This is a genomic window from Hamadaea sp. NPDC051192, from assembly GCF_040682475.1.
In the GTDB taxonomy this organism is placed as follows: domain Bacteria; phylum Actinomycetota; class Actinomycetes; order Mycobacteriales; family Micromonosporaceae; genus Hamadaea; species Hamadaea flava.
Window position 1 is genome coordinate 37,015 of record NZ_JBFBAZ010000057.1, and the last position, 13,193, is coordinate 50,207.

15 protein-coding genes are annotated in these 13,193 nt (G+C 69.7%); 5 read left to right on the forward strand and 10 right to left on the reverse strand.

Features of this window, described 5'->3' with window-relative positions; all coding sequences use genetic code 11:
* Positions 1 to 89 precede the first annotated feature (89 nt).
* Both AB0M47_RS23530 and AB0M47_RS23535 read left to right on the forward strand, forming a co-directional pair.
* On the forward strand, positions 90 to 341 hold the full coding sequence (locus tag AB0M47_RS23530; RefSeq protein ID WP_308197736.1) for a BldC family transcriptional regulator: 252 nt from the start codon (positions 90 to 92) through the stop codon (positions 339 to 341).
* A 196-nt stretch (positions 342 to 537) separates the two neighbouring features.
* Positions 538 to 1,929 (forward strand): hypothetical protein, encoded by a 1,392-nt coding sequence (locus AB0M47_RS23535; protein WP_363417475.1) that lies wholly within the window; start codon positions 538 to 540, stop codon positions 1,927 to 1,929.
* On the opposite strand, the gene AB0M47_RS23540 is transcribed toward AB0M47_RS23535, so the two are convergent.
* Positions 1,926 to 2,351 (reverse strand): SRPBCC family protein, encoded by a 426-nt coding sequence (locus AB0M47_RS23540; protein ID WP_363417478.1) that lies wholly within the window; start codon positions 2,349 to 2,351, stop codon positions 1,926 to 1,928. The two genes, AB0M47_RS23535 and AB0M47_RS23540, sit on opposite strands and share 4 nt — an antisense overlap.
* Before the next feature lie 55 nt (positions 2,352 to 2,406).
* On the opposite strand from AB0M47_RS23540, the gene AB0M47_RS23545 reads away from it, so the two are divergent.
* Positions 2,407 to 3,033 carry a UbiX family flavin prenyltransferase gene (locus AB0M47_RS23545; RefSeq protein WP_363417481.1) on the forward strand — a complete coding sequence of 209 codons (627 nt, stop codon included), beginning with the start codon at positions 2,407 to 2,409 and terminating at the stop codon, positions 3,031 to 3,033.
* A 103-nt stretch (positions 3,034 to 3,136) separates the two neighbouring features.
* Here the strand turns inward: AB0M47_RS23545 and mqnP are convergent, their stop codons facing one another.
* From mqnP to AB0M47_RS23560, 3 genes are read right to left on the reverse strand one after another with little or no spacing between them, the layout of a single operon-like run.
* Positions 3,137 to 3,985, reverse strand: a complete 849-nt coding sequence (gene mqnP, locus AB0M47_RS23550; protein WP_363417484.1) for a menaquinone biosynthesis prenyltransferase MqnP — start codon at positions 3,983 to 3,985, stop codon at positions 3,137 to 3,139.
* The gene (locus AB0M47_RS23555) at positions 3,982 to 5,442 is read right to left on the reverse strand and encodes a menaquinone biosynthesis decarboxylase (RefSeq protein ID WP_363417487.1); all 1,461 of its coding nucleotides are present in this window, start codon (positions 5,440 to 5,442) and stop codon (positions 3,982 to 3,984) included. Before AB0M47_RS23555 ends, mqnP begins: the two co-directional genes overlap by 4 nt.
* Before the next feature lie 27 nt (positions 5,443 to 5,469).
* Positions 5,470 to 6,378: a hypothetical protein gene (locus tag AB0M47_RS23560; RefSeq protein WP_363417490.1), complete on the reverse strand. Its 909-nt coding sequence runs from the start codon at positions 6,376 to 6,378 to the stop codon at positions 5,470 to 5,472.
* Positions 6,379 to 6,467: 89 nt separating this feature from the next.
* Between AB0M47_RS23560 and AB0M47_RS23565 the strand changes: the two genes are divergently transcribed.
* Complete coding sequence (locus AB0M47_RS23565) at positions 6,468 to 6,674, forward strand: toxin-antitoxin system HicB family antitoxin (RefSeq protein WP_253758886.1); 207 nt, start codon at positions 6,468 to 6,470, stop codon at positions 6,672 to 6,674.
* Positions 6,674 to 7,057 (forward strand): type II toxin-antitoxin system death-on-curing family toxin, encoded by a 384-nt coding sequence (locus AB0M47_RS23570; protein WP_363417493.1) that lies wholly within the window; start codon positions 6,674 to 6,676, stop codon positions 7,055 to 7,057. The genes AB0M47_RS23565 and AB0M47_RS23570 overlap by 1 nt, the downstream gene beginning before the upstream one ends.
* Positions 7,058 to 7,168: 111 nt before the next feature.
* Here AB0M47_RS23570 and ccsB read toward each other — a convergent pair whose 3' ends face one another.
* Genes ccsB through hemL form a run of 6 tightly spaced genes read right to left on the reverse strand, consistent with a single transcriptional unit; the run spans position 7,169 to position 12,960 of the window.
* The gene (gene ccsB / locus AB0M47_RS23575) at positions 7,169 to 8,167 is read right to left on the reverse strand and encodes a c-type cytochrome biogenesis protein CcsB (RefSeq protein WP_363417525.1); all 999 of its coding nucleotides are present in this window, start codon (positions 8,165 to 8,167) and stop codon (positions 7,169 to 7,171) included.
* A complete protein-coding gene (locus AB0M47_RS23580) occupies positions 8,148 to 9,713 on the reverse strand; it encodes a cytochrome c biogenesis protein ResB (RefSeq protein ID WP_363417496.1) in 1,566 nt (521 codons plus the stop codon). The genes ccsB and AB0M47_RS23580 overlap by 20 nt, the downstream gene beginning before the upstream one ends.
* On the reverse strand, positions 9,710 to 10,480 hold the full coding sequence (locus AB0M47_RS23585) for a cytochrome c biogenesis protein CcdA (RefSeq protein WP_363417499.1): 771 nt from the start codon (positions 10,478 to 10,480) through the stop codon (positions 9,710 to 9,712). The genes AB0M47_RS23580 and AB0M47_RS23585 overlap by 4 nt, the downstream gene beginning before the upstream one ends.
* Positions 10,473 to 11,027 (reverse strand): TlpA disulfide reductase family protein, encoded by a 555-nt coding sequence (locus AB0M47_RS23590; protein WP_363417502.1) that lies wholly within the window; start codon positions 11,025 to 11,027, stop codon positions 10,473 to 10,475. The genes AB0M47_RS23585 and AB0M47_RS23590 overlap by 8 nt, the downstream gene beginning before the upstream one ends.
* Entirely contained in the window at positions 11,027 to 11,644 is a 618-nt protein-coding gene (locus AB0M47_RS23595) for a histidine phosphatase family protein (protein ID WP_363417505.1), read from the reverse strand. Before AB0M47_RS23595 ends, AB0M47_RS23590 begins: the two co-directional genes overlap by 1 nt.
* Positions 11,641 to 12,960 carry a glutamate-1-semialdehyde 2,1-aminomutase gene (gene hemL, locus AB0M47_RS23600; RefSeq protein ID WP_363417508.1) on the reverse strand — a complete coding sequence of 440 codons (1,320 nt, stop codon included), beginning with the start codon at positions 12,958 to 12,960 and terminating at the stop codon, positions 11,641 to 11,643. The genes AB0M47_RS23595 and hemL overlap by 4 nt, the downstream gene beginning before the upstream one ends.
* Positions 12,961 to 13,193 lie beyond the last annotated feature (233 nt).

Sequence of the window (13,193 nt, forward strand, 5' to 3'; positions counted from 1 at the left end):
TGACGGTGCTCTAATGGACTTACGTCCACACGGGGCCGAGTCCATCGGGCTGGATCCATGGAGGCTCCGTTGACGCTAGGAGGTGGGTGTTGGACACGGGAGATCGCCTGCTGACACCGGGTGAGGTGGCGGCGTTGTTCCGGGTGGACCCGAAGACGGTGACGCGCTGGGCCGCCGCCGGGCGGATCGGCAGCATCCGGACTCCGGGTGGTCACCGCAGGTTCCGGGAGTCTGAGGTGCGCGCCCTCCTCGAAGGCGAGGGCGAGTTCGCCGAGGCCGCCGGGACGGCGGGTGCCGGCGGCCACCCAGCGGACACCTACGAACGGCGTCCGTCCTACTGATCGGGGTGTGGCCCAGGGTTTCCATAGTGGAAAGTCCACTGTGGCGAGGGTGCCTGGTCGCTTGGTGCACAGTCGATCGAGGCTGACACCGCGAGCGGGCACCCTCGTCGGCCCGGGTCCCTGTGGCGGCTTACGGAGTCGTAGGCTGTCGCGGACGAAACCCAATCAGACGAGAACGGGTGGTGAAGGTCGCGCCATGCCCGCGAACCGTCGAGCCGCCCAACTTCAAGAGGCCACCTGCGACGCGATCATCGACGCGGTCCGCCGGCATCTGCCGAAAAGCGCGTACCGCGAGTTCACGCTCTGGGCCTTCTCGCCGAGCAATCCGCGCCGGCACGAATATCTTCAGGTCACCGGTCTGACGCAGCTCGTCACGATGAACGTGACCCTGGTCGGCGGCCTCGTCGACGCCGACGGCTGGCCGGTCGTCGAGCGCAAGCTCGCGCTGATGAACGCCTACCAGTATTTCGAGACGATCGCCGACAACGTCGCGATGGGGCTCGGTGCGCCCGCGCTCTCCGATTCCGGGCGAGAACGGCTGGAACTGGTCACCGCCGTCAACCGCGCCATGATCCAAGTGCTCTCCTCGGGCCGCAGTACGCCCGGCGTACTGCTGCTCAGCGGGCACCCGCACCGCATCGCGCGCCGGGCCTCCGCCTTCGACCTCAGCCTGGCCGCAGTGAAGCACGCGGGGATCGCCGAGGAATACGCCCGCCACCGGTCCGGCGGTGCCACTCCGTCCGAAGCGCCGTCCGCCGAGCCGGTGCCCGAAGGGGCCGGAGACCGTGCGGACGAAGTGCTGAACGTGCCGGGCGAGGTCGAGTTCGGGCTCTGGGGCGCGCTCGTGGCCGACCTGGAGACCTGCCGGGACGTCGCCGACGCGATGGACGCCAGTCCGGTCGGCGAACTGGTCCGCGACGGGCTCATGAACCGTTATCGGGCGGTCGATCGGACGCTGCGCGCCCCGAATCTGGCCCGGATGGAGCTGGCGGCGCTCGGCGCTCACTCGATCCTGGTCGCGCCGACTCTCGCGTACGGCATCGGAGCCCTAGCGGAGGCCGTACGGGTGGACGGCGCGTTGCCCACGGTGGTCTCCGACGGGCTGCTGACGGACGTCCTGTTCGACGCGGCCCTGTTGGTACGCCTGCAGAACGACGTCGGCTCGCGCCTGCTCCGGATGGCCGGCGTGCAACAGGCGGCGTTGGTGCACCGGCTGACCCGGCGCGCAGTGGAGCGACGTAAGACGATGGCCGGCGACGCACTCGCGTTGCTGGTCGAGGAGGCGCAGACGGAGGCGGCGCTGACCCGGCTGCACAAGGACATCGTCAACGAAGAGGTCAACGTGGCGCTCTGGCACGCGCGCCGGGCGGTCGACGCCGACGGCGCGCTCCGGGCATTCGGCGAAAGCCTGGGATATCTCACCGATCTGTACACGCAGCATTACGGGCGGCTGACCGCCGGGCTGTCGACGCTGGACGAGCGGCTCGGCGACCGCCGGGTGAGCACGGTCATCGAGCGATTCGTGAAGTTCCACGAGCGGATGTACGCCCACCGCTACACCGAGAAATACGGCGAGTACGCGATCTAGAACGCCTTCGGCAGCTGGCCGAAGTAGTACCGCGCGACCGCCTTCAGCAGCGGCCGGAAGAGCGGCCCGAAGAACTTGAAGTGGCCCGCCCCGGCGACCTCGGCCCGCATCGCGAACCGCGTCCCGTCCGACCCGGACGGCGTGAACTCGTACACCGCGGTGAACGGGGTCAGCGACTTGGTGGTTCGCAGCACGATCCGGCGCGGCGGCTGGTGCTCGTCGACGGTGAAGCGGTTGTAGAAAGGCAGGCCCAGCAGGCGGCCGCGTTGTTCGTACTCGGTGCCGACGCCGCCGTCCCCGCCGAGCAGCTTCACCTCGCGTACGCCCCGCCACCAGCGGATATCGTTGCGGGGATCGGAGACGAGCGCGAAGACCTCCTCGATCGGGCGGCCCACATCGACGCTGGTCTCCACCACGAACATGACCTTGACGCTAGGCCGGGCGCAGAACCAGGTCAACGGTCGTTAGGCTGGAATCGTGCGGCGAGAACCGTGGATCGTGGGGGTGTCCGGCGCGTCGGGTACGCCCTACGCCGCCGCCGTTCTGCGCGGCCTCATCGACGCCGGTGAACCAGTGGATCTCGTGGTCTCCCGGGCTGCCCGGTTGACCCTGCTCGACGAGACCGGCCGGTCCTTCCGCGACGCGCACTGGGCGGCCGATCTCGGTGACTGGCTGGGTGTCCCGCTCGACGATGTGGACGTCCGGTACTGGCCGGCCGGTGATCTCGCGGCCGGCCCGAGCAGCGGCTCCTATCCGGCCCGCGGCATGATCGTCGTCCCCGCCTCGACGGCGGCCTGCGCGGGGATCGCCCTGGGCCTGTCGAAGGATCTGCTCCAACGCGCGGCCGAGGTGAACCTCAAGGAGCGCCGCCGCGTGGTGATCGTGCCGCGGGAGACCCCGGTGACCCGTTCGCATCTGCTGCATCTGGTCGAGCTGATCGACGCCGGGGCCGTCGTCCTCCCGGCCAGCCCGGGGTTCTACGGTTCTGGCGCGGACGCCACGGCTCAGCAGCTCATCGACTTCGTGGCGGGCAAGGTGCTCGACGCCGCGGGCGTCAAGCACACGCTGCTCACCCGGTGGACCGGCGAGCTGGGCGCCCGCTGACGGCGCGCTCCTCGCGTTCCGACCGGATCAGGGTTCCAGGTCGAATCTTGGCCCAAGATTCGACCTGGAACCCTGATCCGGCGCCAGAAGGGAAGGCGTCGCGTCAGAGCAGGGCGACGACGGCGAACGCGAAGAGCGCGATCCCGACGAAGCCGTTGGACGTGAAGAACGCCCGGTTCACCTTGGACAGATCCGTCGGCGTCACGATGACGTGCTGGTACGCGAACGCGATCGCGGTCAGGGCGAGCCCGACCCACCAGGGCCAGCCGAAGCCGACCCAGAAGCCGAAGATCACGAAGAGCGCGAACGTCACCAGGTGGGTCGCCGTGGAGATCCGGAGCGCGGCGGCCACTCCATAGCGGGCCGGCACACTGCGTACGCCGATCTGCCGGTCGACCTCCGCGTCCTGGCAGGCGTAGATGAGGTCGAAGCCGCCGATCCAGAGGCCGACCGCCGCGCCGAGCAGCCAGGCCGGGCCGCTGCCCGCGAAGGTGCCCGTCACGGCGAGCCAGCCGCCGACCGGTCCGACCGCCTGGGCGATCGCCAGCACGGCGTGCGGCCAATCGGTGAAGCGCTTGGCGTACGGGTAGAGGACGAGCGGGATCACCGCGAGCGGCGACAGGACCAGGCATAGGGGGTTGAGCGCGGCGGCCGCGCCGAGGAAGACGATCAGCGCGACGATCGCGCCGGTCCAGGCGTTGCGGACGCTCACCGCCCCGGTCACCAGCTCACGCTGGGCGGTACGCGGATTGCGCGCGTCGATGTGCCGGTCGATGATCCGGTTGGCCGCCATGGCGAAGGTACGCGCGCCGACCATCGCGATCGTGATGAGCACCAGGGTCAGCCAGCTGAACTGGTCGAACCGGCTCATCGCGGTGAGCGCCGACAGGTACGCGAAGGGCAGGGCGAAGACGGAGTGCTCGATCGCGACGAGCCGCAGGAACGCCTTCACAGGCCGTACTCCTTCCAGCGCTTGGTGACCTTGTCGACGACTTCCGGCGACATGACCGCCTCGGCCGGCCAGCCGCGGTGGTAGCCCTCGCTCGGCAGTTTGCGGGTGGCGTCGACGCCGGCCTTGCCGCCCCAGAACTGCTGGTACGAGGCGTGATCGAGGTGATCCACCGGGCCTTGCGTGACGACGAGGTCATGCGCGTAGTCGACATTGCCGAAGGCGCGGAACGCCACCTCGTTGAGGTCTCGGGGATCGCAGTCGTCGTCGACCACCACGATCAGCTTCGTCAGCGACAGCAGGTGCGCGCCCCAGATCGCGTTCATCACCTTCTGCGCGTGCTTGGGAAAGCGCTTGTTGATGGCCACGACCAGGCAGTTGTGGAAGACGCCCGGCTCCGGCATGTGGTAGTCCACGATGTCCGGCACCAGGATCTTGATGAGCGGCAGGAAGATGCGCTCGGTGGCGCGGCCGATCGGCCCGTCCTCCTGCGGCGGCTTGCTCGTGATGATCGAGTGGTAGACCGGATCGCGGCGCATCGTCATGGCTTCGACGTGCAGCACCGGGAACTGCTCGACCGGGGTGTAGAAACCGGTGTGGTCGCCGAACGGCCCTTCGGCGTGGCGCTCGCCCGGCTCGACGTAGCCCTCCAGGACGATCTGGGCCTGGGCGGGAACCTGCAACGGCACGGTCAGGCAGTCGACCAGCTCGACCCGTTCACCCCGGAGGAAGCCTGCGAACAGGTATTCGTCGATGTCGGACGGAAGCGGGGCGGTGGCGGCGTACGAGACGATCGGGTCGCAGCCGATCGCGATGGCCACCGGCAGGCGCTGACCGAGCCGCTCGGCGACGGCGTGATGTGCGGTCGAGTCCTTGTGGATCTGCCAATGCATGCCGAGCGTGTTGCGGGAATGCTGCTGCAGTCGATAGAGGCCGAGGTTGCGCTTGCCGGTCTCCGGGTGCTTGGTGTGGGTGAGCCCGTAATTGTGGAAGATCCCGCCGTCGTCGGGCCAGGTGACCAGGCCCGGCAGCAGGTTCAGGTCCACGTCCGGTCCCTTGAGGACGACCTCCTGGCACGGCGCCGACTTGACCTTCTTCGGCGGCAGGCTCTTGAGCTGCATCACCTTGCCGAGACCGTCCATGATCCCGGAGAAGCCCTGCGGCAGCTCGGGTTTGGCCAGCTCGCCGATCCGGGCGCCGATCTCGTCGAAGTCGGTGACGCCGAGGGCCATCGCCATCCGGCGGTCGCTGCCGAAGAGGTTGATCGCGACCGGCATGTCACCGCGCGTAGGGCGTTCGAAGAGGAGCGCCGGACCCTTGGCCCGGACGGTGCGGGTGACGATTTCGCTGATCTCCAGGGTGGGGTCCACCGGGACGGTCACCCGGTGCAACTCCCCGGCCTTCTCCAGAGCAGCGAGGAACTCGCGCAGGTCGGTGAAGGGGAAGCGCGGTGCGGCCATGGCGCAATCCTGCCACCACGTCCACGGCTAGCCGCAGTCGCCCGCCGACCACGTGTCGAACCGTGTCGCCCAGTCGACGCAGTACCCGGCCGACCCGTCGCCCGTGGTGGACGGCACGCTGTCGGCTCGCCAGAACTGGGCCTGCCCACCGGGAGCCGACTTGACCTGCACGTTGTCGAAGGCGATCGGCGGCACCGAATAGCTCGCCAGGGCTGACTGCACTTCTGGCGGCTCGCCCGAGAGGCTCCCCGGCTTGGCGTCGGCGTAGACCTCCACGTACTGCTCGACCTGCGCCGACGAGGTCAACGGCAGGCGCTGCGAGGCGAGCAGGTGCCACTTGTCGCCCCACCACAGCCAGGCCCGCCACTCGTTGGCGAGCTGGCCGGAGTCCGGTCCCGACTCCAGGTAGATCCAGATCTGGTCACCGCTGTGAATCTTGTAGTCCTCGAAGAACGTCCACGAGTTGCGGTTCGTGTCGTAGGTGTAGATCCGCTGACGGCCGCCGCCGCTCCAGCCGGTCTCCGCCCAGCCCGCCTCCAGCCAGGTGGTGTGCCCGTCCCCGGCGTCCCGGCGAGCCATGAACCGGGCGGCGGTGAAGTCCAGCGTGTCTTTGCGAACCGCCGGGTCACGTACGCCGATCCGGCCCAGCACGCCGGACCAGGGGCCGGCGCTGGTCGCCCCGAGGTGGCTGTACGAACCCGGGCTCCGGAGACCGGCCGGCAGGGGCGTCGCGCGTACGTGCTGGACGCTGGTGGGCCGAGCTCGGCAGGCGTCGCGTGTCAGGCTGGGCGGCTCGGTCGGCGGGCTGTCCGGCGCCGGTTGCCCCGGCCGGCAGAGCGGCAGGCGGGCCGCCGGGTCGTCGTTGAACGCGGTCCAGCCTGAGGTGGCGATCAGGACAGCGACCAGGGCGATTCGAGGCAGCCAGCGCAACGTCACAACCCGAGCAACTCGGCGGTGACAGCCCCGGTGACGGTCACCCACACTGACAGCATCGAGTGATGGCAGATCTTGCTATCATTCTGTGCATGGCCACCATGACAGTACGCGTACCCGACGAGCTGGGCGCGACCCTGCGCGACGAGGCCGAGTCCGTCGGGATCTCGGTCAACCAGGCCGTCGTCACCGCGATCGACGAATGGCTGGCCCGTCGAGCGGACGAGCGCGCCGACGACGTCTTCCGGACCATCGCCGCCGAGCGTGCCGACCTGCTGCACCGGCTGGGCACCGCCTGATGGTGGTCGTCTACCTGACCGTCGAGCAGGTGGCCGGGGGCGCTCGGCACATCATCGGCGTGCACGCCGTCCTCCGCGATCCCGGGCTCCTGGCGTCGGCCGTCTTCCGGCCTCGTACGGAGGTCTTCGGCGTCGAGGCGTACCCGACGCTGCTGGGCAAGGCGGCCGCGCTACTGCACTCGCTGGTCAGCAACCACCCGTACGTCGACGGCAACAAACGCATGGGCTGGGCCGCCGCCGAAGCCTTCCTCCGGCTCAACGGGATGGCCTTCACCGGCGACGACGATCCGGCCTTCGAGCTGGTCATGGACGTCGCCAAGGGCGGGATGGAGGTCCCCGAGATCGCCGAGCGCCTCGGTGCCCTGTTCAGCTCAGCCGACTGAGCCCAAAACGCCGCTGGATCAGGGTTCTGTGTCGAATCTTGAGTCAAGATTCGACCTGGAACCCTGATCCAGTGCTCGAAGCGTCGGGCCGGAGGGCGAAGCCTCAGTGGCTTACTCCACGCCGGCGTAGCTGTGCAGACCGGTGAAGAAGAAGTTCACGCCGAACAGGTTCATCAGCATGGTGAGGAAGCCGAGGACGGCGATCCACATCACGACCCGGCGGTTGACGCTGGGCGTACTGCGGGCGTGCAGGTAGCCCGCGTAGACCACCCAGGAGATGAAGGCCCAGGTCTCCTTCGGGTCCCAGCCCCAGTAGCGGCCCCAGGCGGCCTCGGCCCAGACCGCACCGGCGGCCACCCCGAAGGTGAACAGCGGGAACGCGAACGCGTGCAGCCCGAAGGTGAGCCGTTCGAGCGCCTCCGCCCGGGGCAGCCGAGCGCCCAGGGTGTACGGGAACCGGACGCGGCCCTTGTCGTAGCCGTCGCGGACCAGGAACATCGCGGCCGGGACGAAGCCGACGAGCAGCAGACCCGACGCGGTGACGACCGAGGTCACGTGGATGACGAACCAGTACGACTGAAGCGCCGGGACCAGCGGGCTGATCTGCGTGTAGAGCACGAGCCCGGCGAAGCCGAGCAGCAGGATCTGGACGACGGTCAGGGGCAGGCCCAGCAGGCGCAGCTTCGGCATCCGCACCATGACGGCCAGCCAGGCGATCCCGCCGACCAGGGTCACCGCGAGCACGAATTCGTACATGTTGCCCCAGGGCATCCGGCCGGCGGCCAGACCCCGGGTCGCGGCCGCGCCCAGGTGCAGCAGGACGGCGAGCCCGGTAGCGTAGACCGCCCAGCCGCCGAGTCGCGTACCGAGGTCGGGTCCGGCCGGGTCAGCCGATTCGGGGTCGGCCGGTGCCGACGGCGGCGCCGGGGCGACCGGCGACTCCGTGGAGACCGGGGGGCCGCCCGCGCCGACCAGCACCCGCTCCTCCGCCGGCGCGGCAGCAGCGGCTCGCCGCTTGCCCGCCAGGGAGTACTCGGAGGCGTGGAGGATCATCGCGACCAGGTAGCCCAGGATCGCGAAGACGAGCAGGTTATCGGAGAGCGTCGACAGGCTCACGGGTGTCGTCTCCCATCTCGGTGAGGTCCAGCTTGGCGACGACCGCGGCGAACTCGGCGGCGAAGCCTGGGTACTCGGAGCGCGGCAGGCCGCCGATCTCCAGCAGGTTGGTCCCGTCGTCGGACGGGGTGAGCCGGACCCAGACCCGCCGGCGCTTGCCGCCCAGCGAGAGCATCAGTCCGGCGAGCACGAGCAGGATGCTGACCAGCACCACCGGCTCGCCCGGGTCGTGTCGCAACGACACGGTCACGAACGGGCGCGTACCGAGGAACTCCAGCTTCGAGCCGTCGTCCAGGGTCCAGCTCCCGTTGACCTCCAGCGACTTGCCGTCGCCGATCTGCTTCAGCTTGCCGTTGGCGACCTGTTTCTGGTTGAGCCGGTAGACCGAACTCGGGACGCCCTGGTCGATGCCGAGATCACCCTGGTAGAAGGTCAGCACCAGGCGCTGGTTGCGCTCCTCTGGGAAGATCGACCGGGTGACCATGCCGGACTCCGGCGCGGTCGGCACGTAGAGCCCGGAGAACGCGACCTGCTTGGTCCGATCGGGCTTGCCCGTGGTCGGGTCGGCGTTGGCGTCCGGGAAGGTCGCCACGCCCTCGCTGGTCAGCGTCTGCTGGTCGGTCGGGAGGAACGGCACGACCGCGGTCTGGCTGCGGCCGTTCGTGTCGGTGTAGCGCAGGACCACGGCGTACCCGTGGCCGAGCAGGTAGACGTTGGCGTCGCCGAGGCGCAGCGGGTGGTTGACCGAGAACTCGGCGGTCTCGGTCTTCTCGCCGGTCACCGCGACGGTCGCGCCGAACGACTTGGCCTGCCCGTTGTCCAGGTAGGAAGCCTGGAAGCCGGTCAGCTCCAGGCAGTACTTCGGCAGGTCGGACGGGTTCACCCCGGTGCCCGGCACGTACTCGTCGAACTGCTGCGGGGTGGTGCAGAAGGCCTGCTCCGGGCCCTGCACCAGAAGCCGGTTGGCGTGCCAGCCCTGCATCGAGCCGAGCGCCACGCCGATCAAGACCCCGATCAGCGCGGTGTGGAAGACGAGGTTGCCGGTCTCCTTGAGGAAGCCCTTCTCCGCCGCGATGGTCACCGTCCCGTCGGGGTGCTCGCGGGTCACCGTCCGCCACCCGCGCAGGGCCGCGGCCAGTTCCTTGGCCCCGCGCTCGGTCCGGCCGCGGTGATGTTCCGGCAGGCGGGTCAGCCGCTTCGGAGCATCTGGTACGCGACGAAGCAGCGCCCGCGCGTGGTCCCGCGTACGTGGCAGGATGCAGCCGATGAGCGAGGTGAACAGCAGCAGGTAGATCGCGGCGAACCACGGAGCCCGGAAGACGTCGAAGCCGCCGAGCTTGTCGATGACCGGAGCGAGGTCCGGATGCTTGACGAAGTACTCGTTGATCTTCTCCGGGTTGACGCCCTGCTGCGGCAGGATCGAGCCGGGGATCGAGGCGACCGCCAGCAGGAAGAGCAGCACCAGCGCCGTACGCATGGAGGTGAGCTGCCGCCAGGCGCCTCGAAGCTTGGCGACGACGAAGCCGAGGATCGCTTTCACAGGCTCACCGATCCTGGTCCGACGGTGGCACGCAGCCAGATGATGAACTCGCCCCAGGCCCCGGTGACCAGGGCGATGCCGACGAGCACGAGCAGGGCGCCGCCGATCCGGGTGACCCAGTGGGAGTTGCGGCGGATCGCCTTGACCACCCCGGCCAGCCGCCGCATGCCGAGGCCGAGGGCGAGGAACGGCACCCCGATCCCGAGGCAGTACGCCGTGGCCAGGGCGGCGGCGCGGACGGGCTGCCCGCTCGACGTGCCGAGCAACATGACCGCGCCGAGCGTCGGCCCGATGCAGGGAATCCAGCTCAAGGCGAAGACCGCGCCGAAGACGGGTGCGCCCCACAGTCCCGCCTGCGGCAGCCGGTGGATGCGTACCTCGCGTTGCAGGCCGGGAATCCAGCCGAGCATCGCGACGCCGAAGAGGATGATGAGCACCCCGGCGACGATCTCCAGCGTGCGGGCGTTGCTGATCAGCTTCCCGCCGAAGCGGGCGGCGAGCACGGTCGTCGTGATGAAGACGACGCCGAACCCGGCCGTGAAAAGCGCCGTCCCGGCCAGTACGCGACCACGCCGCCGCGGGCCTTCCCGCTCACCGAGTGCGGCGGACAGGTCCGCCCCGACCAGGCCGGTCACATAAGAGAGGTAGCCCGGCACGAGCGGCAGCACACAGGGCGACAGGAAGCTGACCAGCCCGGCGACCGCCGCGAAGAGCAGCGCCACCGCGAGCGGCCCGCTGGTCGCCATATTCTCGAAGGCGCTACCCATTCGGGGAGTCCTTCTCGGCCACCACCGCCTCGACAACCTCCCGCAGGTCGGCCGCGCGAATGTCTCGGCGCGTGATCGAAGCGATCCGGCCCTGCTGGTCGATGACCAGGGTGGACGGGATCGCCGACGGGGGGACGTCGGAGAAGCCCAGCGCGATCTTGCCGGCCGGGTCGAAGATGCTCGGATAGGTGGCGCGCCCGGAGTGGAAGGCGATCGCCTTGTCCTTCTCGTCGCGGATGTTGATCCCGACGAACTGCACGCCGGAGGCCTTGGCGGACTGCCAGACCTCTTCGAGATCGGTCGCCTCGGCTCGGCAGGGCGCGCACCAGCTCGCCCAGAAGTTCACCACGACGACCTTCCCCTGGTACGCGGACAGGTCGAACCTGCCGCCCTCGAGGAGGTCGCCCGTGACGGTAGGGGCCTTCTTCCGCTTGGCAGCCTCGATCAGGCCGCTCTGCGTACCCTTCTGATCTTGATTGTCGGAGCAGGCGGCGAGGGTGACCGCGGCGAGCACGCCGAGCACCGCGGACCTGCGCGTGAGACCCATCAGGCCCCCAATCCCTTGCCGGGCCCGAGATGCGCCGCGGGCTCGGAATAGTCGATGCCGACCAGGCTGGTGCCCTCGTAGCGGAAGGAGGTGAGGCTGGCCAGGGCGCACTGGCGGTTGCGCGGATCGTGCCAGAGCCGGCGCCCGGTCAGGAAGAGCCGCAGCTCCCAGATCGGCAGTTGATGCGAGACGGCCAGGGCTTCGTGCCCGCGGGCCGCGTCGCGGATGTCGTGCAGCGCGTCGCGCATGCGCTGGGCGATGTGCTTGTACGGCTCGCCCCAGCTGGGCCGGAAGGGGTTGATCAGCTTGGGCCACACGCGTGGGCTGAAGCCGACCGACCGGCCTTCGAACCAGTTCTCGCTCTCGATCAGGCGCAGGTCGGTCTCGACCGGCAGGCCCAAGGCGGCGGCGCTCGGCTGCGCGGTCTGCACGGCGCGGTCGAGCGGGCTGCTGAAGATGTGCGTGATGTCGCGTTCGGCCAGGGACTTCGCGACCGCCTCGGCCATCTGCTCGCCGAGCGTGCTGAGCTTGAAGCCCGGCAGCCGTCCGTAGAGGACGCCCGTCGGGTTGTGCACCTCCCCATGGCGGAGGAGGTGAACGACCGTTGTCTCGGTCATCGTGCGCTCGCGGCCGCGGCTGCCGCGACCGGCAGCGCTTTTCCGATCACCTCGAACGCCTCGTCGTCGATCGCCGTCGAGACGAACCACGCCTCGAACGCGCTCGGCGGCAGGTAGACGCCGTTGTCGAGCATGGCGTGGAAGAACGCGCGGAAGGCCGCGACGTCCTGCGTCTTCGCCTGGTCGTAGTTCACCACTGGAGTGTCGGTGAAGAAGACTGAGAACATGCTGCCAGCCGTGGCCAGCGTGTGCGGTACGCCGGCCTGGCTCAGCGCCTCGGTCGCCAGCGTGCTGATCCGCGCCGCCGTGGCGTCGAGTTTCGCGTACGCCTCGTCGGTCGCCAGCCGCAGGCTGGTGAGCCCGGCCGCGCAGGCCAGCGGGTTACCCGAGAGGGTTCCGGCCTGGTAGACCGGACCGGCCGGGGCGAGCCGGCCCATGATCTCGGTACGCCCGCCGAACGCGGCCGCGGGCAGCCCGCCGCCCATCACCTTGCCGAAGGTCCAGAGGTCGGCGTCCACCGGATCGAGGCCCTGCCAGCCGCTCCGGGACACCCGGAAGCCGGTCATCACCTCGTCGACGATGAGCAGCGCGCCGTATCGGTGGGCGACGTCGGCCAGCCCCTGGTTGAACCCGGGCAGCGGCGCGACCACGCCCATGTTCCCGGCGGCGGCCTCAGTGATGATCGCGGCGATCTCGTCGCCGTGCGCCGCGAAGGCGGCCTCGACGGCGGGGAGGTCGTTGTAGGGCAGCACGATCGTCTCGGCGGCCGACGCGCCGGTCACACCGGGCGAGTCCGGAACCGCGGCGTCGCCGGTCTTCCCGGTGTGCGCCAGGGTCGCGACGCCGGAGCCGGCCGCGGCCAGCAGCGCGTCGACGTGGCCGTGATAGCACCCGGCGAACTTCACGATCTTCGTACGCCCGGTGAACCCACGGGCCAGCCGGATCGCCGACATCGTCGCCTCGGTGCCCGAGTTGACCAGCCGGATCTGCTCGACCGCCGTACGCCCGACCAGCTCCTCGGCCAGCTCGACCTCACCCGGGGTCGGGGTGCCGAAGCTCGTCCCTCGCGCGGCGGCGGCCTGCACCGCGGCGATCACGTCGGGCTGGGCGTGCCCGTGGATCAGCGGACCCCACGAGCAGACGAGGTCGACATAACGGTTGCCGTCGGCGTCGGTGAGCCACGGCCCCCGGCCCTCGACCATGAAGCGCGGAGTCCCGCCGACCGCCCGGAAGGCGCGAACGGGGGAGTTGACCCCGCCGGGCACGATGGCCGAGGCGCGGTCGAAAAGGGCCTGGGAAGCGGGTACGTCGATCACAGCGCGCCTATTCTCGCACTGCCGTCGCGCGCTGCCGACATCCGCCCCGCGTTGAGCCGCAGATCACGGATACGCCCGGTTCCGCCTGCCCCGCCGGTTCCGTGTGGGCGGGCCCGGAGGGTTCCCAGCGGATCATGGATACGCATGCTTCCCGGCCCCAAGATCGCATGTATAACCCTGATCCGCAGGGATCCCTTCGCGCGAAGTGGCGGGGTTAGCAAAGAGCCGCGCCG